This window comes from Blastococcus sp. TBT05-19 (genome assembly GCF_003319095.1).
Taxonomy (GTDB): domain Bacteria; phylum Actinomycetota; class Actinomycetes; order Mycobacteriales; family Geodermatophilaceae; genus Blastococcus.
Genome location: NZ_QOHI01000007.1, coordinates 177,886 through 197,378, shown reverse-complemented (window position 1 = coordinate 197,378; position 19,493 = coordinate 177,886). Strand labels below are relative to the sequence as shown.

The following is a 19,493-nucleotide window of genomic DNA, read 5'->3' as shown; positions in this document are numbered from 1 at the left end:
AGCGCCGGCCGGCCGGCGGATCAGGCGATCCGGCGGGCGGTGTTGTAGCCGTCCATGTCGACGGTCTCGTACTCGACGCCGGTGGACTCGCTACCGGCGTGCACGACCTGGCCGTCGCCCACGTAGATGGCCACGTGGCTGATCGGCTCGTAGTAGAAGACCAGGTCGCCGGGCTGCAGGTCGGCGCGGGCGACCGGGGTGCCGACGTCCGCCTGGTCGGCGCTGCGGCGCGGCAGCTCGATGCCCGCGGCGCGGTAGGCGTGCTGGGTGAGCCCGGAGCAGTCGTAGGCGTCCGGACCCTCGGCGCCGTACTCGTAGGCCTTGCCCACCTGCGCGCGCGCGTCGTCGACGGCGGCCTGCGCGGCGGCGGTCGGGGCCGGGGCCGAGGTGGCGGCCGGCGTGGGCTCGGCGGCGGACGCGGTCACCGGCGAGAGCGTGAGGGTCAGGGTGGCAGCGGCACCGGTGAACAGGCCGGCACCGAGGCGGCGCAGGGTCGGGCGAGTGGTCACCACGAGGTGGCTCTCCTTCCGTTCGTCCGCCGCGGCCGATCACGGGCACGGCCCGGCACACCTCGGCGCGGGGACTCGGGTGTGTGCGGTGTGCTCGCGGTCCGGGGCGGGCCCTCGATGGGGGGCGCACCGCGCCGGTGCTGCGGCGGTACCGATCCGGGGCCACCCTCGTCGGGCGACGACCACCCGGCCGGCTCCTCCACCGTAGGAAGGCGGTTCCGGGGCCACAAGCCGGCGGTCGCCCTGTCGAGGTGTCGAGGTGTCGACATGTGGCGCCACGCCTGGGAATAACGCCCCTCTGGTGCAGTGGGTCACATCGAGATCAGCCGGCGCCGCCTACGGGTGCAAGCGTTGCCGGACTTCCGCCGATCTCGCCGCCAGCGCCCGATCGAGCCGGGTCACGAGCAGGTCGGGCCGGCGCAGGTCGGCCGCCGTCACGAAGAGCACGACCCACCCGGCTGCGGTGAGCCGGTTCAGCCGCTGGCGGTCGCGCCGGAACTGCCCCGGTTCCCCGTGCCACGCGCCGTCGTACTCCACGGCCAGGCGCAGCTCGGGCCAGGCGAGGTCGACGCGGGCGACGGGGCGGTCATCGTGCCGGACGCCGTACTGGGCAACGGGTGCCGGCAGCGGAGACCGGCCGATGACCAGGCGCAACCGGGTCTCCTGCGGTGACTCGGCCAGCCCGTCGGCGAGAGCTGCCGCCATCCGGACGTGCCGGCAGTCCCGCCCGACCGCGGTCGCCGCTGCCGCCCGCACCTCCTCGAGGAAGACGAGCCCGGGGCGCAGGAACTGGTCCAGCGCCACGACGGCCTCGTCGAGCGGGCGGATCCTGGCCAGGTCGAGGGCTGTGCGCAGCGGGGTGGTGACGGCTACGCCCCGGCGCTCCGTCACCTCCGCAGGGGTCAGCGCGCGCCGGTTCGCGCGCAGCCCGGCCACCGGGCCGGCGCCCGATGCCCGGGGGACCGTGCACTCGACGTCGTCGTCCACCGTGGCCACCTCGACGCCCCAGAGGACGGCGGCCGTGCGCCCGCAGGCCACCGCTCCCGGGATCATCAGCGCGGCTGCCTCGGCGCGGAGCTCGTGGGTCAGCGGGAGCGATGCGCAGGCGTAGACGTCGGGGAAGAGCCGGCACCAGGCGGAGCTGCCCAGCTGGTGGCGCGTCAGCTGGCCGGTGCGCACGGCGAGCGACCCCCGGAAGACCGACGCGTGCAGCTCGGGGGGTCGATGCGGGCGTCGCGGCACACCGGCACCATGGCGGACGGGACCGCCGGCGGGTGTCCGCTGTCCACAGGCGGTCGCGAGATGACCCTCAAGCCGGTATCCCGCCCGGGTGACACCGGTCTGCGGCTGATCTCGGTGCCGGCGGGGCCCGGTAGCGTCCGCGGCATGGTCCGACCGCTGGGGCTGCCGTTCGACCCGATCGAGCGCGCCGGGGAGACGTGGGAGAAGCACTTCGGCCCGTCGTCGGCGATGCGCGCGGCCACGTCGGTCTTCCGGGTCCAGCAGATCCTGCTCGCCCGCTTCGACGACGCCCTGCGCCCGCTGGAGCTCACCTTCGCCCGGTACGAGGTGCTCGTGCTGCTGACCTTCAGCCGCCTGGGCGAGCTGCCGCTCAAGGTGATCGGCAGCCGGCTGATGGTGCACCCGACCAGCGTCACCAACGCGATCGACCGGCTGGTCGCCGCGGGCTACGTGGACCGCCGCCCGAACCCCGCCGACGGCCGCGGCGTGCTGGCGTCGATCACCGAGCGCGGCCGCGCGGTCGTCGAGGAGGGGACCCGGGCGCTGACGGCTCAGGACTTCGGGCTGGCCGACCTCTCGGTGGACCAGCACGAGGCGCTGTTCACGACGCTGCGCCAGGTGCGCCTGGGCGCCGGCGACGTCGCCCCGCCGGGGGAGGACACGCCCGCGTGACCGTCGACACACGATAGTTGGACGTCCTACTATCTCGGGCATGACCCAGGACGCCCAGCAGCGGTGGCAGCAGCGGTACGACGCGGCGCTCGCCGCCGGGCGGGTGCGGGACGCCGACTTCACGACCCTGTCCGGGGTCGAGGTGGCGCCGGTCTACGGGCCGGCCGACGAGTCCGCGGTCGAGGGCTTCGAGCGGATCGGCTACCCGGGGGAGTTCCCCTTCACCCGGGGCCTGCACGCCACCGGCTACCGCGGCCGGGCGTGGACGATCCGCCAGTTCGCCGGCTTCGGGAACGCGAAGCAGACCAACGAGCGCTACAAGATGATCCTGGCCGAGGGCGGCGGTGGCCTCAGCGTCGCCTTCGACATGCCCACCCTCATGGGCCGGGACTCCGACGACCCGCGGGCCCTCGGCGAGGTCGGGCACTGCGGCGTCGCCATCGACACCGCCGCCGACATGGACGTGCTCTTCGACGGCATCGACCTCGAGGCCACGACGACGTCGATGACGATCAGCGGCCCCGCCGTGCCGGTCTTCTGCATGTACCTGGTGGCTGCCGAGCGCCAGGGCGCCGACGTCGGGAAGCTCAACGGCACGCTGCAGACCGACATCTTCAAGGAGTACATCGCGCAGAAGGAGTGGCTCTTCGCCCCGGAGCCGCACCTGCGCCTGATCGGCGACCTGATGGAGTACTGCGCGGAGAACATCCCGGCGTACAAGCCCATCAGCGTCTCCGGCTACCACATCCGCGAGGCCGGCTCGACCGCCGCGCAGGAGCTCGCCTACACGCTCGCCGACGGGTTCGCCTACGTGGAGCTGGGTCTCTCGCGGGGGCTGGACATCGAGCAGTTCGCCCCCGGCCTCTCCTTCTTCTTCGACGCGCACATCGACTTCTTCGAGGAGATCGCCAAGTTCCGCGCCGCCCGCCGCATCTGGGCCCGGTGGCTGCGCGACGTCTACGGGGCGCAGACGGAGAAGGCGCAGCAGCTGCGGTTCCACACCCAGACCGCCGGTGTCTCGCTCACCGCGCAGCAGCCCGACAACAACATCGTGCGCACGGCGGTGGAGGCGCTGTCCGCCGTCCTCGGCGGTACGCAGTCGCTGCACACCAACGCCCTCGACGAGGTGCTCGCGCTGCCCAGCGCCAAGGCCGCGCAGATCGCGCTGCGCACCCAGCAGGTGATCGCCGAGGAGACCGGCGTCATGAACGTGGCCGACCCGCTCGGTGGCAGCTGGTACGTCGAGGCGCTGACCGACGACATCGAGCGGCAGGCGGAGGAGATCTTCACCCGCATCCGCGACATGGGGTCGGACGGGAGCATCACCGCCGGCATCCTGCGCGGCATCGAGGACGGGTACTTCACCGGTGAGATCGCCGAGGCGGCCTTCGTCTACCAGCGGGCGCTGGAGAAGGGCGACAAGAAGGTCGTCGGCGTCAACACGCTGACCGGCTCGGTCGACGCCCACGACAAGCTGGAGATCCTGCGGGTCAGCCACCAGGTGGAGGTCGACCAGAAGGCCGAGCTGGCCGGGCGCCGCGCCGCCCGGGACGACGAGGCCGCCCGCGCCGCCGTCGCCCGCATGGTCGAGGTGTCGCGCACCGGGGAGAACATGGTCCCCGCGATGCTCGACGCGGTCCGGGCCGAGGCCAGCCTCGGCGAGATCTGCGACGCCCTGCGCGCCGAGTGGGGCACCTACACCGAACCCGCCCGTTTCTGACGCACCCCTGCGGCACGATCCCCGCATGGCCGACTCCCCGCACCACTCCATCGACTACGTCGAGCTGACCGTTCTCGACCTGCAGCAGGCGCAGCGCTTCTACGCCGACGCGTTCGGCTGGGTGTTCACCGCCTACGGGCCGGAGTACGCCGGCTTCCGCGCACCGGGGAGCGAGCGGGAGGCCGGGGGGCTCCGCCTCGACCCCGCGGGACCGCGCGCCGGCGGGCCGCTCGTGCTGCTCTTCTCCACCGACCTCGACGCCACCGCGGCCGCGGTCGAGGCCGCCGGCGGCAGCGTGGTCGAGGGCCCCTACCCGTTCCCGGGTGGGCGCCGGTTCCACTTCCGCGACCCGTCGGGCAACGAGCTCGGCGTCTGGGCGGAGGCCTGACCTGGGCGTAACCCGGTAGGTGTGTCGTCGTTCACACAGCAACACCACCCTCGACCGGGGAGATCTGGATGCGGCGCGTGGCAGTTCTGGTGACCGGAGCGGTCGTCCTGGCCGGGCTCTCCACGCCGGCCGGGGCGACCCCCGGGTCGAGCGGGAAGCACGGTGACCAGCCAGGGGTCCTGAACATCCTGCCGCCGGGCCAGTCGGGGTCGATCAACGCCGCCGAGGCAGCCGTCGTCGCGGCCGGGGACCCGCAGAACCGCCGCGCCGTCGACGGCGAGAACGCACCGGCGAACTTCGCCGACCAGCTGGAGATGTACGACGCCCTCAACCGCGCCGACCTCACCGCGCTCACGCCGGGCGACCTGGGCAGCTACTACAAGGACGCGCCGCTCACCTTGAAGAACAAGGACGCCGTGCGGGTCGACAGGCCGAAGCCCGGCGTCGTCATCAAGTGGGACTCCTTCGGTGTGCCGTACATCGAGGGGAAGACCCGGGAGGACGCCGCCTGGGGCTCGGGCTACGCCGGCACCAAGGACCGCATGTTCCTCATGGACCTGCTGCGGCACGTCGGGGCGGCCCGCGCCGCGGAGTTCCTCGGCCCCAGCGAGGCCAACGCGGCCATGGACCAGGAGCAGCTGCGCGCCGCCTTCTACACCGAGGAGGAGGCCGAGCAGCAGATCGCGGACGCCGAGGAGCGGTTCGGCGAGGAGGGCCGGCGACTGGTCGCCGCGCTGGACGCCTACCTGGCCGGCATCAACGCCGCCCAGCAGGAGCTGTGCCCGGTCGGCCCGGTCGGGCCGGACTGCCCGGTCGAGTACGCGGCCCTGCAGAAGGCGCCCGAGCCCTGGGACCGTGCCGACGTCGTCTACGTGGCGTCGCTGGTCGGCGGCATCTTCGGCAAGGGCGGGGGCGCGGAGTTCGCCAACGCCCGGTGGCTGCAGCAGCTCCAGGACCGGTTCGGTGCCGAGGAGGGACGGCGGGTCTTCGACGACCTGCGGCTGACCGACGACCCGCAGGCGCCGACCACCTCGACCGTGCCGACGCCCTACGGCGGCGGGCCGGTCGACCCGACGAAGCCGGGTGTCGCGCTGCCCGACCTCGACGGCCCGACGGCGCCGGGGACGGGAGCCGACGCCGGGTCCGGGCTCGTCCCGCCGCCCACCCTCGACAGCCTCGACGGGCGCACCGACGGCGGCCGGCCCATGACCCTGGACGGTCCGTTCGGGACGATCGACCTGGGGGCGGTGCCCGACGGCATGAGCAACGCCGCGCTGGTGTCCGCCGACCGCACCGCCGACGGCCACCCGGTCGCCGTCTTCGGCCCGCAAACCGGGTACTTCGCGCCGCAGCTGCTGACCGAGCAGGCGGTCGTCGCTCCGGGCATCCGGGCGCGCGGCGTCTCCTTCGCGGGCACCAGCCTGGTCGTCCAGCTCGGCCGCGGGGTGGACTACGCCTGGTCGGCCACCAGCGCCGGCAGCGACCTCGTGGACACCGTGGTGGTGCGGCTGTGCGAGCCGGACGGCAGCGCGCCCACCGTGGAGTCGGAGCACTACCTCGACGGCGGCGGCGCCTGCGTGCCGATGGACCGGCACGTGCACGAGGAGACCGCGGTGCCCAACCCCGCCGGCCCGGGCCTGCCGCAGACCTACCGCTTCCTGGTCCTGCGCACCGAGCACGGCATCGTCCAGCTGCGCACCACGGTCGACGGGGAGCCGGTCGGCATCGTGCACCAGCGGAGCACCTACGGCCGCGAGCTCGACTCCGCGCTGGGCTTCGAGCGGCTCGGCAACCCCGACCACGTGCGGGACGCCGCCGGCTTCCGGACGGCGGCCGCGGCCATCGACTACACGTTCAACTGGTTCTACGTCGACGACACCGACATCGCGTACTACTCGTCGGGCCGGCTCCCGGTGCGCGCCGAGGGCACCGACCCGCACCTGCCGCGCTGGGGGGATGCCGCCTACGACTGGCAGGGCTGGCTCGGCGTCGACGAGCACCCGCAGGAGGTCAACCCGCCGACCGGCTACCTGGTCAGCTGGAACAACAAGCAGGCGCCGGGGTTCGGCGCGGCCGACGACCAGTGGGGCTACGGGCCGATCCACCGCAGCCTGGCGCTCTCCGACCGCCTGGACGTGCTGACCGCCGACGGCGGGGTCACGGCGACCTCGCTGGCCGCTGCCGTGCAGGACGCCGCGACCGTCGACTCCCGGGCGGTGCACACGCTGCCGGCGCTGCTCGGCGTCGTCGGCGACGACCCGGAGCTGGCCGAGGCCGTGGCCCTGCTGAGCGGCTGGGTGGAGCGGGGCGCGCACCGGCTCGACCGCGACCGGGACGGCGCGTACTCCGACGAGGCCGCGATCGCGCTCTTCGACGCCTGGTGGGGCGTGGACGCACCTGGCGCCGCCCAGGACCTGCTCCGCGGCACGCTCGGCGATCTCGTCGACGAGCTGCCCCAGCGGCTGGACGACCACCCGCGCCAGGGCCTGGGCTCGGCGTGGAACGGGGTGGCCTGGTACGGCTACGTGGCGAAGGACCTCGACCGGGTGCGCGGCAGCGACCCGGGTGCCTGGTCGCGCACCTACTGCGGCGGCGGGGACGCCACCGCCTGCGCCGAGGACCTGCGGGCGTCGTTGCGGACCGCGGTGGACCGGGTCCTGGGCGAGCAGGGGGCGTCCTCGGTGTCGGAGCTGACCTACGACAAGCACATCGACGACATCCGGGCCACCACCGCGGGCCTGGTCGGCGTGCGGGACATCGACTGGCAGAACCGGCCGACGTTCCAGCAGGTCGTCCACTTCACCGGTGGGCGCTGAGCCGTTCCGGTGCCGGGTAGGGCCGGTGCGTCCGGGGTGGGATGATCGAGGTCATGCAGCCCACCCGCCCCGGACGTCCCGACCCGCGCGCGCAGGCCCAGCAGGCGCAGATGGCCGCCGCCATGGCCGGCGCCGTCGACCTGGCCGCGGTCAAGGCCCGCTCCGACGCGGCCGCGCGCGCCCAGGCGGCACCGCCGCCGAGCGCCTCGGCTCCGGCCGGCGCACCCGGGGGCGCCGTCGTCGACGTCACCGAGGCAACCTTCCAGGCCGAGGTGCTCGACCGGTCCTTCCAGGTGCCGGTCGTGCTCGACCTGTGGGCCGAGTGGTGCGGACCCTGCAAGCAGCTCTCCCCGGTGCTCGAGGCGCTCGCCGTCGAGGGCGGCGGGTCCTGGGTGCTGGCGAAGGTCGACGTCGAGGCGAACCCCGCGCTGGCGCAGGGGCTGCGCGTGCAGGGCATCCCGGCGGTCAAGGCGGTCTGGCAGGGCCAGCTCGTCGCCGAGTTCACCGGCGCGATCCCCGAGGAGCAGGCCCGCCAGTTCGTCACCGAGCTCGTGCAGGCGACCACGGGCGGCGCGGTCCCCGGCGGGCCGGCCCCCGAGGAGGCGGCGGAGGACCCGCGCCTCGACGCCGCCGAGGCAGCCTTGGAGCGGGGTGACCTGGCCGGGGCCGAGGCCGCGTACCAGGCGATCCTGGCCGAGGAGCCCGACCACCCCGACGCCGGCATCGCGCTGCGCCAGGTCCAGCTGTTCCGCCGTGCCGAAGAGGCGGGGCCCGACGCGCTCGACGCCGCCGACGCCGCACCCGACGACGTCACCGCGCAGACCCGCGCGGCGGACTTCCTGCTCGGCACCGGCAACATCGAGGCCGCCTTCGACCGGCTGCTCGACGTCGTCCGCCGCAGCGCCGGCGAGGACCGCGACCAGGCCCGCCAGCACCTGGTGGAGCTGTTCGGCATCGTCGGCGACGAGGACCCCCGCGTCGGTGCCGCCCGCCGCGCCCTCATGACCGCCCTCTTCTAGACCCCTACGTCGCAGGCCGCGGCGCCCTCGACGAAGCCGCCGCGGAAGACGTCGACCAGCTGGAAGCCCGAGAGCTCGGCGGCACCCAGCACGTCCTCCTCGACGCCGTACGTGAGCAGGAAGAGCACGCTCTCGTCCAGGTCGCCCGGTGAGATGAGCACGTCGGGGACCTGGCGGTTGAAGACAGCGGCGCTGAACCAGCCGGTGAGGCACACGGCCGAGCGGATCGCGTCCGGGTCCGCCGGGTCCAGTCCGAGCTGGTCCCGCGCGCCCAGGGCGTAGGGGATGGAGAGGGCGGTCGCGACCGCGTAGTCGCCGAGCTCGTAGGCGTCGGTCGTGAGCCCCTCGTCGTAGCCGACGACGTTGCCGTCGGCGCAGTAGACGAGGTCGCGGTCCGACGGCGCGCAGTCCGGGGCGGCCCCGGTGAAGGCCTCGACGGGCGGGGCGTCGAAGTCCTCGTCGAAGACCTGGGCGAAGGCGCTGTCCCAGAACACGGGGAGGGCGTCACCGACCAGGTCGACCAGCTGGTCGTAGGGGGCGTTGCCCTGGGTGAGCAGGTCCTCGTCGCGGAAGGTGCCCTGGGTGAACACCCGGTCGCGCCCGAACCGGTCCCGGCAGGCCGTCGGCCCGTCGTCGAACCCCTCCTGGAACGCCGACACCCGGTCGAAGTAGGAGCCGTGCGCCGACTGCTCGGCCGGGCTCGTGCCGACCGGGTCGCGGAGCAGGAAGTAGCCGCGCAGGAGGTCGTCGAGCTCGCTCTCCCGCAGCTGCGAGTGCTCGGCCTGCCCGTCGGCGACCCACGCGCTCCAGGCGCCGGCGAAGCAGTCGGCCTGGGTCTCGGTGGCGATGGAGGGTCCCGGGGTGCCGACCCGGCCCTGGACGGCGTGGCCGAACTCGTGCGCCATCACCAGCGCCGGCAGGAAGCGGCCGTAGCCGTCGGCCAGCTCGGCGAGGAACGCGCGGTCGTAGGTGATCGAGTCCGAGTTGGGCTGGTCGGGCGCCTGGCAGTAGAACGCGTTGTTCTCCGACTCGCGCGGGTCGGCTCCGCAACCGACGCCCTGCGGGTAGTCGCGGGGGTCGACGTCGCCGGGGTCGACGCTGAAGTAGCCGCCCTGCAGCGGCGCGAAGCGGTCGCCGTACGCGTCCGGGAACTGCTCGGCCCAGAAGCCCTGCAGGTCGGCCAGGGCGTTGCGGGCCAGCTCGTCCACCGGTTCGTCCGTGGCGCCCACGACCGTGACCTCCCCGGGCGGGGCGTCGGACGGCGCCGGGCCGACCGCGCTCGGCGTGCCCCCCACCACCACGACGCCGCAGGCGCTGATGAGGCCGCAGAGCAGCAGGCTCGCGACGGACAGCAGGACGGGCCGCTTCATGCCTGCCTCCATCGCCGCCCCGGCGGGAGCGCAAACCCACCCGGGAGCCCGTCACCCCGTCAGGTCGCACCCCTCGCTGCCGTCGAGGAAGCCGCTGCGGAAGGCGCCCACCAGCTCGAAGCCGGAGGCGTCGACGTTCGGGAAGACGCGGTCGTCGACGCCGTACTGCAGCAGGAACTGGACCGCCTCGTCGATGTCGCCGGGACTGATCTGCGCGCCCACGAGGTCGGTGAACGCGTTCGTGTACCACTGCGCCTGGTACCAGCCGGTCAGGCAGACAGCCGAGCGGGTGGCCGCGCCGTCGTCGACCGAGAGCCCGGCCTGGTCCCGCACCGCCAGCGCGTAGGGCAGGGACAGGGCGGTGGCCAGGGCGAAGTCGCCGATCTCGTCGTACGCGGGGATGGCCAGGTCGGTCTCGTCCACGTAGACGGTGCCGTCCTCCGGGCAGTAGCCGAGGTCGCGGTCGGCGAGACCGGCGCAGTCGGGGGCGTCGCCGTCGAAGGCCTCGACCGCCGGAGCCTCGAACCTGCCGCCGAACGCGTCGGGGAAGATCGCGTCGTAGAAGGCGGGCAGCGTCGTCGCCACCCAGTCCACCAGGCTGTCGTAGTCGGCGTTGCCCTGGTCGGCGAGGTCGGTGGGATCGAACTCGGCGGCGGTGAAGAGCCGGTCGTCGCCGAAGTCGTCGCGGCACGTGGCCAGCCCGGACTCGAACCCCTCGTAGAACGCCGACACCCGGTCGAAGAACGAGCCGTGCGCGGCGCCGTCGTCGGGGTCGCTGCCGACGTCGTCGCGCAGCAGGAGGAAGCCCCGGACGACGTCGTCGAGCTCCGGCTCGCGGAGCGTGACGTGCTCCGCGTTGCCGTCGGCGACCCAGCGCGTCCAGGCGCCGGCGAGGCAGTCGGCCTGCGTCTCGTCCAGGATGCTGCGCTCGGCGAACCCGTACCGGCCCTGCATCGCGTGCCCGAACTCGTGCGCCATGACGACCGGTACGAGGAAGCGCCCGTAGTCGTCGGCGAGCTCCTGCAGCAGCGTGCGGTCGTAGGCGACGACGTCGCAGACCGGGTCGTAGAAGGCGTTCCCGGCGACCTCCTCGGGGTCGGTCGGCTGCTCCGCGCACCCGATCCCGGTCTCCGGGTAGAGGCCCGGGTCGAGGTCCTCGGAGTCCACCGAGAAGTAGCCGCCCGACAGGGGCGTGTACTCCTCGCCGAAGAACTCCGGGTAGCTCTGCTGCCAGAACGTCTCCAGGTCGGCCAGCGCGTTGCGGGCGACCTGGTCGATCGGCTCGTCGCCGGCGCCGGTGACCGGGAACTCGTCGGCCGACACGTCCAGCGCCGGATCACCGGCGGGCGAGGCCTGCCCCTGCACCACCTCGACGGCACAGCCGCTCACGAGCACTGCGGCGAGGGCGAGCGGTGCGGCCCGGCGCAGGGTCATGGGCGTCAGCATGCCCGGTGACGGGCTGGAACGGCCACCTTTCAGGGGCCCGCGCCGAGCATGCGAGGTGTGGGGGGAAAGGTGGTCCTTCTACTCGTGCAGGAACCAGACGGTGCCCAGCGGGGGAGCGGAGATCGTCGCCGAGTACGGCTGGCCGTGCCACGGCTCGGCGACCGCCTCGACCCCGCCGTAGTTGCCGACGCCGGATCCGCCGTAGCCCTCGGCGTCGCTGTTGAGCACCTCGCGCCACTGGCCGGGGCGGGGCAGCCCGATCCGGTACTCGTGGTGCGGGGAGCCGGAGAAGTTCACGACGCAGGCCAGCGCGGAGCCGGCGACGTCCTCGTCGGGCTCGGTGCCTTCCGCCGGCGGTGTGCCGTAGCGCAGGAACGACAGCACGTTGCCCGACGCGTCGTTGGCGTCGATCCACTGGAACCCCGCCGGCTCGACGTCGAGCGACCAGAGCGCGTCGAACTCCTTGTAGCGCGCGTTCAGGTCGGTGACCAGCTGCAGGATGCCGCGGTGGGCCGGGTCGTCGAGGTGCCACCAGTCCAGCGAGCGGCTCTCGGCCCACTCGGAGTCCTGGGCGAACTCCGAGCCCATGAAGAGCAGCTGCTTGCCCGGGTGCGCCCACATGTAGGCCAGGTAGGCGCGCAGGTTCGCGAGCTGCTGCCACCGGTCGCCCGGCATCTTCCGCAGCATCGAGCCCTTGCCGTAGACGACCTCGTCGTGGCTGATCGGCAGCACGAAGTTCTCGGTGTAGGCGTAGTGCATCGAGAACGTCAGCTGCCCGTGGTGGTAGCTGCGGTAGATCGGCTCGCGCTCCACGTAGGCCAGCGAGTCGTGCATCCAGCCCATGTTCCACTTGAACCCGAAGCCCAGGCCGCCGAGGTGCGTCGGGCGGGTGACGCCCGGCCAGGCGGTGGACTCCTCGGCGATCGTGACGATCCCGGGGACCTCGCGGTACACGGTGGCGTTGAACTCCTGGAGGAAGGCCACCGCCTCCAGGTTCTCCCGGCCGCCGTACTTGTTGGGCAGCCACTCGCTGCGCGAGTAGTCCAGGTAGAGCATCGAGGCCACCGCGTCCACGCGGATGCCGTCGATGTGGAACTCCTTGGCCCAGAAGAGGGCGTTCGCGACCAGGAAGTTGCGCACCTCGGAGCGGCCGAAGTCGAAGACGTAGGTGCCCCAGTCGAGCTGCTCGCCGCGGCGGGGGTCGCCGTGCTCGTAGAGCGGCGTGCCGTCGAAGCGGGCCAGTGCCCACTCGTCCTTGGGGAAGTGCGCCGGGACCCAGTCGACGATGACGCCGATGCCGGCCGCGTGGGCGCGGTCGATCAGGTACCGCAGGTCGTCCGGGCTGCCGAAGCGCGAGGTGGGCGCGTAGTAGGAGGTGACCTGGTAGCCCCAGGAGCCGCCGAAGGGGTGCTCGGCCAGCGGCATGAACTCGATGTGCGTGAAGCCGGCGTCCTTGACGTAGGCGATCAGCTCGTCGGCGAGCTCCCGGTAGGACAGGCCCTGCCGCCACGAGCCGGCGTGCACCTCGTAGACGCTCATCGGGCGCTCGTGCCAGGGAGTGCTCGCGCGCTCGGCCAGCCACTCGTCGTCGCTCCACTCGTAGGTGGACTCGGTGACGATCGAGGCGTTCAGCGGCGGCACCTCGGTGGCGAAGGCGAGCGGGTCGGACTTCTCCCGCCAGACGCCGTCGGCCCCCAGCACGTGGTACCGGTAGCGGTTGCCGACCTGCGCGCCCGGGATGAAGATCTCCCAGACGCCGGAGGACCCGAGGTGCCGCATCGGGTAGGCCCGGGCCTCCCAGTAGTCGAAGTCGCCGGTGACCTTGACGCCCTGGGCGCTGGGCGCCCAGACGGCGAAGGAGACGCCCTCGACGGTGCCGCGGGGCGTCTCGTAGCGCCGGACGTGCGCACCGAGCACCTCCCAGAGGCGCTCGTGCCGGCCCTCGCGGATCAGGTGCTCGTCCAGCGGGCCCAGCGTGGGCAGCCAGCGGAACGGGTCGTCGACGGTGTGCGTGGTGGTGCCGTCCGCGCCATCGCCGTAGACGACCTCGATGCGGTAGTCGCCCGGCTGGCGGGGGAGCGCGCCCTCGTAGATGCCGCCGGCGTGCAGCTGCCGCATCTCGTACCGGCTGCCGTCCTCGTCGAGGACGGCGACGGAGACGGCGTCGGGGCGCAGCGTGCGCACCGCCCAGCCCTCGGCCGTGCGGTGGGCGCCCAGGACCCGGTGGGGGTCGCGCGACCAGCCGTCGACGATCGCCTGCAGGTCCTCGTCGGAGAAGACCTCGAGCTCGGCGTCCTCGGCGGCGCCGGCCGTGGTCCCGCCCGCGGGTGCGGCCGGGGTGCCGTCCGGGGCGGCGGCGGCCGGAGGAGCGGCGTCCTGGCCCGGCTCGCGGACGGGGGCCGCCGGCTCGGCGGCCCCCGGGGTGGTGGCGGTGGCTGGAGCGGCGGCGGTTCCGCCGCCGGCGTCCTCGGGTGCCTGCGGCGTGGGCGGCTCCGCCGGATCGGGGTCGGGCGCCGTCGGCTGACCGGCGGGCGCGCCCGAGGGGGACCCCGGCTCCGCGATCGGCGCGGGGGCGACCACGGGGTTCGCGGTGACCTCGGTGTCCTCGCCGCCGGGCTCCGGCGTGGCCTCGGTCGGGTTCGGGGCCGTCTTCGCCGCGGTCGTCCGCTTGGCCGTCGTCGCCTTCTTCGCGGGTGCTGCCTTCTTGGCGGCGGGGGCCTTCTTGGCCGCGGCCTTCTTCGCCGGGGTGCCGCCCTCGGCGGCCTTCTTCGCGGCCCGCTTGCGGGTGGCGGGGGCGGCGTTGACCGGGGGCTCGCTGCCCGCGGCTGCCTCGGCCTGGGCGACCTTCTCCTCCACGGCGCGCTGCAGTTCGTCCTTGCCCTGCACTGGGTTCTCGCCTCGGTCGTCGGTCGTCATCGTCTCGCCGTCCTCGTCGCTTCTCGGTGCTCTGGTCCGGTGGGTCGGTGCGCTCAGTCGCGGTCGGCGATCCGGGACAACGACTGGAGCGGGATCATGAGCCAGTGCGGACGGTTCCTCGCCTCGTAGACGCATTCGTAAACCGCCTTGTCGGCTTCGAACGCCCGAAGGAGTGGTGATTCCCCGCACGGGTCCAGGCCGCTCGCCTCGGAGTAGCCGGTGCAGAACGCTGCCCGGTTCCGGGCGGCCCACTCCTGGGCGCGGTAGGCGCGCTGGGTGTCCTCGGGCTGCTCGACCAGCATGTGCCGGGCGGCGTAGTCGAAGCTCCGCAGCATGCCGGCGACGTCGCGCAGCGGGCTGTCCAGCACCCGGCGCTCGGCCAGCGGGCGGGCCGGCTCGCCCTCGAAGTCGAGGATGATCCAGCCGGTCGTGGTGCGCAGCACCTGACCGAGGTGGAGGTCGCCGTGCACGCGCTGGCGCACGACCGGCTCCTGGCTCTCGGCGACCGCGGCGTAGACCTGCCGCAGCCCCTCGGCGTACTGCTCGAGCTGCGGCACGACGGCGATGGCGGCGTCGAGCCGCTCGGTCATCTGCCGGGCCACCTCGGCGTACCACTCCGGCGAGGCCGGCTCGGTGGGCAGCACCTGCGCCATGTCGCCGTGCACCGACGCCGTCGCCGCGCCCAGGCGCTCGCTGTCGGCGGCGAAGTCCCCGCCCACCTCGTCGGCGTGCAGGTCACCCTCGGCGTAGAGGTCGCGCACGCTGGCCGTGGCCAGCCGCCAGCCGTCGCTGGCGTTGGGCACGAACGTCTGCAGCATCGCCACGGTCGCCGGCGGGGTGTCCGGGTCGCCGTCGTCGTCGATCTCGATGTGCCCGAGCAGGGCGGCGATGTGCTCGTTCTCCGCCCGGCGCAGCGCGTCGTGGATCTCGACGTCGGGGTTGAGGCCCGGCTCCAGCCGGCGGAACAGCTTGAGGATCGCCTCCTGGCCGTAGACCAGCGAGGTGTTGCTCTGCTCGGTGGAGACGATGTCGCCGGGCAGCCCCTCGGGGATGTGCCCCTCACCGGCGGGGGAGAAGCGCATCGGGCCGATGGCCGACCCCTGCGCGAGGTGGATCAGCCACGGGGCGGTCGACTCGCGGTCGCGCATCGCGTCGTAGGCGAAGGACTCGCGACCGTCGGTGGAGACCGCGCCGACGAACGCCGCGTCCATGTCCTCGGCGAGGTGGTCCCGCCACGACAGCGGGACCAGGTAGGTCTCGCGGGCGCCGTCGCGGTAGGTGATCCGCACCCGGTGCACCGAGAGCACCGGGTTGCCCCGGTCGAGGAAGAAGCCGTCCTCGGTGACGTCGGCCCACTCCCGGCCCTTGCCGCCGAACCACCGCTGCTGCGGGATCCACTCGCGGAACAGATCGGTGAGCGCCTTCATCGGGTGCCTCCGGACTCGTCGGTCGGGGTCTCGTCGGCGGCGCTGACCACACCCGCGGCCAGCAGGTTGTCGGCCACGGCGCTGGACGTGGCGCTGGTCCAGTCCTCGCTCTCGTCGGGGGTGACCGGCTCGCTCGGCTTGGACAGCTCGAACCAGTAGAAGCCGTGCCCGGCGAGGGTGAGCATGTAGGGCAGGACGCCGATCTGCGGGAACTCGACCCGGCCGGTGAGCTCGATCGGCGTGTAGCCCTCGAACCGGCGCAGGTCCAGCTCCACGGCCTGCGGGAACCGGGACAGGTTGTTGACGCAGAGCACCACGTCGTCGCCGAACTCGCGGACGAACGACAGCACGGTGGGGTTGCGCGAGCCGACCTCGGCGTAGCTGCCCAGGCCGAATGTCGGGTGCTGGCCGCGGACCTGGATCATCCGTCGGACCCACTGCAGCAGCGAGTTGGTGTTGCGCAGCTGCGACTCGACGTTGGTGACCTGGTAGCCGTACACCGGGTCCTGGTTCAGCGGCAGGTACATCCGCTGCGGGTCGGCGCTGGAGAACCCGCCGTTGCGGTCCGGCGTCCACTGCATCGGGGTGCGCACGCCGTCGCGGTCACCGAGCCAGATGTTGTCGCCCATGCCGATCTCGTCGCCGTAGTACAGGACCGGGGAGCCCGGCAGCGACAGCAGCAGCGCGTTGAACAGCTCGAGGGTGTTGACGTCGTTGTCGAGCAGCGGGGCCAGCCGGCGACGGATGCCGATGTTGGCCTTCATGCGCGGGTCCTTGGCGTACTCCGCCCACATGTAGTCGCGTTCCTCGTCGGTGACCATCTCGAGGGTCAGCTCGTCGTGGTTGCGCAGGAAGATGCCCCACTGGCAGTTGTCCGGGATGTCCGGCGTCTGGGCCATGATCTCCGAGATCGGGAAGCGCTGCTCCCGCCGCACCGCCATGAACAGGCGCGGCATCACCGGGAAGTGGAACGCCATCTGGCACTCGTCGCCGTTCTCGCCGAAGTACTCGACGACGTCGGCCGGCCACTGGTTCGCCTCGCACAGCAGCACCTTGTCGGTGTAGTTGTCGTCGACGACCTTGCGCACCTGCTTCAGGAACTCGTGGGTGCGCGGCAGGTTCTCCCCGTTGGTCCCCTCCTCCTCGAAGAGGTAGGGCACGGCGTCGAGCCGGAAGCCGTCCACGCCGAGGTCCAGCCAGAAGCGCAGGGCGTCGATGATCGCCTCCTGCACCTTCGGGTTCTCGAAGTTGAGGTCCGGCTGGTGGGAGAAGAAGCGGTGCCAGAAGTACTGCTTGCGCACCGGGTCGAACGTCCAGTTCGAGCTCTCGGTGTCGACGAAGATGATCCGGGCGTCGGCGTAGCCGGTGTCGTCGTCGGCCCACACGTAGAAGTCGCCGTAGGGACCCTCGGGGTCGCTGCGGCTGGCCTGGAACCAGGGGTGCTGGTCCGAGGTGTGGTTCATGACGAAGTCGATGATCACGCGCATGCCGCGCGCGTGGGCCTCGTCGAGGAACTCGTGGAAGTCCTCGATGTTGCCGAACTCCGGCAGCACGGCGGTGTAGTCGCTGACGTCGTAGCCGCCGTCGCGCAGCGGGGACGCGAAGAACGGTGGGAGCCAGAGGCAGTCGACGCCCAGCCACTGCAGGTAGTCCAGCTTGTCGATCATGCCGCGGAGGTCGCCGATGCCGTCGGCGTTGCTGTCGGCGAAACCGCGGACCAGCACCTCGTAGAAGACGGCGCGCTTGTACCACTCCGGGTCGGACCCGGGCGGCGGCAGAGCGGAGCGGGCGGCAGGGGAGTCGGGGACGGGGACGGTCATCGACGCGTATGCCTCGTTCGGGGTCGCAGGTGCGGTCGGGGAGGGGCCGGTCCTCAGGAGACCAGCGGGGGGAACTGCACGGGCCGCGGGAAGGTGATCCCGAAGACGTGGGCCGGCTCCCGGTAGGGGTCGAGCTCGACGTAGTTGAACTGGCCCCAGTCGTACCGGGCGCCGCTGAGCTCGTCGGTGACCGCGAATCGCTCGTGCCAGTCCAGACCGAGGGTCGGCAGGTCCAGCGCCGTCGTCCCGATCTGGGTGTTGTGGCTCGAGAGGTTGACGACGACGAGGACGGCGTCGTTCGAGCCGGGGTCGGTCTTGGTGAAGCAGAGCAGGTTCGGGTTGTCCACCTGGTGGAACCGCAGCGTGCGGAGCTGCTGCAGCGCCGGGTGGGCGCGCCGGACCTCGTTGAGCCGGCGCAGGTAGGGCGCGAGGCTGCGACCGCTCGCCTCGGCACCTTCCCAGTCACGGGGGCGCAGCCGGTACTTCTCGCTGTCGAGGTACTCCTCGCTGCCCGGCTTCACCGCCACGTGCTCGAACAGCTCGAACCCGGAGTAGACGCCCCAGGTCGGGCTCAGCATCGACGCGAGCACCGCGCGGATCTTGAACATCGGCGGGCCGCCGAACTGCAGCGACTCGTGGAGGATGTCCGGGGTGTTCACGAAGAAGTTCGGCCGCATGTAGTGCGAGTTGGTGGCCAGCTCGCGGCCGTACTCCTCGATCTCCTCGCGCTCGGTCCGCCACGTGAAGTACGTGTAGGACTGCGTGAAGCCGATCCGGGCCAGCTGGTGCATCATCGCCGGCCGCGTGAACGCCTCGGCCAGGAAGAGCACGTCGGGATCGGTCTTCTTGACCTCCCAGATCAGCCAGTGCCAGAAGTTCAGCGGCTTGGTGTGCGGGTTGTCGACGCGGAAGATCCGGACGCCGGCGTCCATCCAGTGCCGGACCACCCGGAGCACCTCGGCGTACAGACCCTCGGGGTCGTTGTCGAAGTTGATCGGGTAGATGTCCTGGTACTTCTTCGGCGGGTTCTCCGCGTAGGCGATCGTGCCGTCGGGCTTGGTGGTGAACCACTCCGGGTGCGCCTCGACCCACGGGTGGTCCGGCGCGGCCTGGAGCGCCAGGTCCAGCGCGATCTCCATGCCCAGGCCTTCGGCGCGCGCCACGAAGGCGCGGAAGTCCTCGAGGGTGCCGAGCTCGGGGTGCACGGCGTCGTGACCGCCCTCGGCGCTGCCGATCGCCCACGGGGAGCCGACGTCGTCGGGGCCGATCTCGTGCGGGTTGCCGCCGGGGAACTGGGCGGTGTTCGGGCCCTTGCGGTTCACCGTGCCGATCGGGTGGATCGGCGGGAGGTAGACGACGTCGAAGCCCATGTCGGCGATCGCCGGCAGCCGGTCGCCGGCGGTGGTGAAGGTGCCGTGGGTGGGGGTGCCGCCGACGACGGGGCCCTCCGAGCGCGGGAAGAACTCGTACCAGGAGCCGAACAGGGCCTGCCGCCGGTCAACCCAGACCTCGTGGTCGGGGGTGGCGGTGACCAGCTCGCGCACCGGGTGCTCGTGCAGGTAGCGCTGCAGCCCGGCGGCCAGGGCCGGGGCGATGCGGACGGTCAGCTCCTGCGAGCTGTCGCGGAGCGACTCGGCCGCGGCGGTGACGCGCCCGCGCCACTCGTCGCCGGCCTCGGCGGCGACCCGCTCGAGCAACCGGGCGCCCTCCTCGAGGTCGTTGGCCAGCTCCTCGGCGCCCTGGCCGGCCTCGACCTTGACCTCGACGGCGTGCTTCCAGGTCTCCAGCGGGTCGCTCCACGCCTCGACCCGGAAGGTCCAGCGGCCCTCGCGGTCGGGCACGACGGTGGTGAGCCAGCGGTCGGGCTCCGGCGGCAGCTTGGCCATCCGGAGGAACCCGGTCTGCTCGCCCTCCGGTGAGGTCCACACCACGTTCGCGGCGACGGCGTCGTGGCCCTCGCGGAACACGGTGGCGGTGATCGGCAGGTGCTCGCCGACCACCGCGCGGGCGGAGAAGGTCCCGCAGGACACGACGGGGGCGACATCGGTGATGCCGAGTCGGAGTTCAGCGCGTCCAGTCATCGCCGCCCACGCTAACGAGTGGCCGCCTCACCAGCATCTCGACCGCTCACCTGCCCCTCCCGCCTCA

Annotated in this window: 13 protein-coding genes; 5 read left to right on the top strand and 8 right to left on the bottom strand. The window is 72.7% G+C overall.

Features of this window, described 5'->3' with window-relative positions:
• Positions 1-20 precede the first annotated feature (20 nt).
• Both DQ244_RS17920 and DQ244_RS17915 read right to left on the bottom strand, forming a co-directional pair.
• Positions 21-509 carry a C40 family peptidase gene (locus DQ244_RS17920; protein WP_233491709.1) on the bottom strand — a complete coding sequence of 163 codons (489 nt, stop codon included), beginning with the start codon at positions 507-509 and terminating at the stop codon, positions 21-23.
• Positions 510-845: 336 nt separating this feature from the next.
• Positions 846-1,751 carry a hypothetical protein gene (locus tag DQ244_RS17915; RefSeq protein WP_113812853.1) on the bottom strand — a complete coding sequence of 302 codons (906 nt, stop codon included), beginning with the start codon at positions 1,749-1,751 and terminating at the stop codon, positions 846-848.
• A 144-nt stretch (positions 1,752-1,895) separates the two neighbouring features.
• Between DQ244_RS17915 and DQ244_RS17910 the strand changes: the two genes are divergently transcribed.
• From DQ244_RS17910 to DQ244_RS17890, 5 genes are all read left to right on the top strand, one after another.
• On the top strand, positions 1,896-2,423 hold the full coding sequence (locus DQ244_RS17910; RefSeq protein WP_113812953.1) for a MarR family winged helix-turn-helix transcriptional regulator: 528 nt from the start codon (positions 1,896-1,898) through the stop codon (positions 2,421-2,423).
• A 40-nt stretch (positions 2,424-2,463) separates the two neighbouring features.
• Positions 2,464-4,143 carry a methylmalonyl-CoA mutase gene (locus tag DQ244_RS17905; RefSeq protein ID WP_113812852.1) on the top strand — a complete coding sequence of 560 codons (1,680 nt, stop codon included), beginning with the start codon at positions 2,464-2,466 and terminating at the stop codon, positions 4,141-4,143.
• Between the two features lie 25 nt (positions 4,144-4,168).
• On the top strand, positions 4,169-4,531 hold the full coding sequence (locus DQ244_RS17900) for a VOC family protein (RefSeq protein WP_113812851.1): 363 nt from the start codon (positions 4,169-4,171) through the stop codon (positions 4,529-4,531).
• Between the two features lie 77 nt (positions 4,532-4,608).
• Positions 4,609-7,347, top strand: coding sequence for a penicillin acylase family protein (locus tag DQ244_RS17895; RefSeq protein ID WP_158544608.1), 2,739 nt, complete (start codon positions 4,609-4,611; stop codon positions 7,345-7,347).
• Positions 7,348-7,400: 53 nt separating this feature from the next.
• A complete protein-coding gene (locus tag DQ244_RS17890) occupies positions 7,401-8,366 on the top strand; it encodes a tetratricopeptide repeat protein (RefSeq protein WP_199580464.1) in 966 nt (321 codons plus the stop codon).
• Here DQ244_RS17890 and DQ244_RS17885 read toward each other — a convergent pair.
• The 6 genes from DQ244_RS17885 to DQ244_RS17860 all read right to left on the bottom strand — a co-directional run bounded on the left by DQ244_RS17885 (position 8,363) and on the right by DQ244_RS17860 (position 19,426).
• The gene (locus DQ244_RS17885; protein WP_113812849.1) at positions 8,363-9,736 is read right to left on the bottom strand and encodes a hypothetical protein; all 1,374 of its coding nucleotides are present in this window, start codon (positions 9,734-9,736) and stop codon (positions 8,363-8,365) included. The two genes, DQ244_RS17890 and DQ244_RS17885, sit on opposite strands and share 4 nt — an antisense overlap.
• A gap of 51 nt (positions 9,737-9,787) precedes the next feature.
• The gene (locus DQ244_RS17880; protein WP_233491708.1) at positions 9,788-11,170 is read right to left on the bottom strand and encodes a hypothetical protein; all 1,383 of its coding nucleotides are present in this window, start codon (positions 11,168-11,170) and stop codon (positions 9,788-9,790) included.
• Positions 11,171-11,260: 90 nt separating this feature from the next.
• Positions 11,261-14,098 carry a 1,4-alpha-glucan branching protein GlgB gene (gene glgB, locus DQ244_RS17875; RefSeq protein ID WP_113812848.1) on the bottom strand — a complete coding sequence of 946 codons (2,838 nt, stop codon included), beginning with the start codon at positions 14,096-14,098 and terminating at the stop codon, positions 11,261-11,263.
• A gap of 53 nt (positions 14,099-14,151) precedes the next feature.
• Entirely contained in the window at positions 14,152-15,525 is a 1,374-nt protein-coding gene (locus DQ244_RS17870; protein WP_113812847.1) for a maltokinase N-terminal cap-like domain-containing protein, read from the bottom strand.
• Positions 15,522-17,345, bottom strand: coding sequence for a maltose alpha-D-glucosyltransferase (gene treS, locus DQ244_RS17865; RefSeq protein ID WP_113812846.1), 1,824 nt, complete (start codon positions 17,343-17,345; stop codon positions 15,522-15,524). Before treS ends, DQ244_RS17870 begins: the two co-directional genes overlap by 4 nt.
• 53 nt (positions 17,346-17,398) lie before the next feature.
• A complete protein-coding gene (locus DQ244_RS17860) occupies positions 17,399-19,426 on the bottom strand; it encodes an alpha-1,4-glucan--maltose-1-phosphate maltosyltransferase (RefSeq protein WP_113812845.1) in 2,028 nt (675 codons plus the stop codon).
• Positions 19,427-19,493 lie beyond the last annotated feature (67 nt).

Coding starts and splice junctions, on each gene's coding strand:
- DQ244_RS17910 (WP_113812953.1), top strand. CDS start 1,896: ATGGTCCGACCGCTGGGGCTGCCGTTCGACCCGATCGAGCGCGCCGGG.
- DQ244_RS17905 (WP_113812852.1), top strand. CDS start 2,464: ATGACCCAGGACGCCCAGCAGCGGTGGCAGCAGCGGTACGACGCGGCG.
- DQ244_RS17900 (WP_113812851.1), top strand. CDS start 4,169: ATGGCCGACTCCCCGCACCACTCCATCGACTACGTCGAGCTGACCGTT.
- DQ244_RS17890 (WP_199580464.1), top strand. CDS start 7,401: ATGCAGCCCACCCGCCCCGGACGTCCCGACCCGCGCGCGCAGGCCCAG.
- DQ244_RS17885 (WP_113812849.1), bottom strand. CDS start 9,736: ATGAAGCGGCCCGTCCTGCTGTCCGTCGCGAGCCTGCTGCTCTGCGGC.
- DQ244_RS17880 (WP_233491708.1), bottom strand. CDS start 11,170: ATGACCCTGCGCCGGGCCGCACCGCTCGCCCTCGCCGCAGTGCTCGTG.
- glgB (WP_113812848.1), bottom strand. CDS start 14,098: ATGACGACCGACGACCGAGGCGAGAACCCAGTGCAGGGCAAGGACGAA.
- DQ244_RS17870 (WP_113812847.1), bottom strand. CDS start 15,525: ATGAAGGCGCTCACCGATCTGTTCCGCGAGTGGATCCCGCAGCAGCGG.
- treS (WP_113812846.1), bottom strand. CDS start 17,345: ATGACCGTCCCCGTCCCCGACTCCCCTGCCGCCCGCTCCGCTCTGCCG.
- DQ244_RS17860 (WP_113812845.1), bottom strand. CDS start 19,426: ATGACTGGACGCGCTGAACTCCGACTCGGCATCACCGATGTCGCCCCC.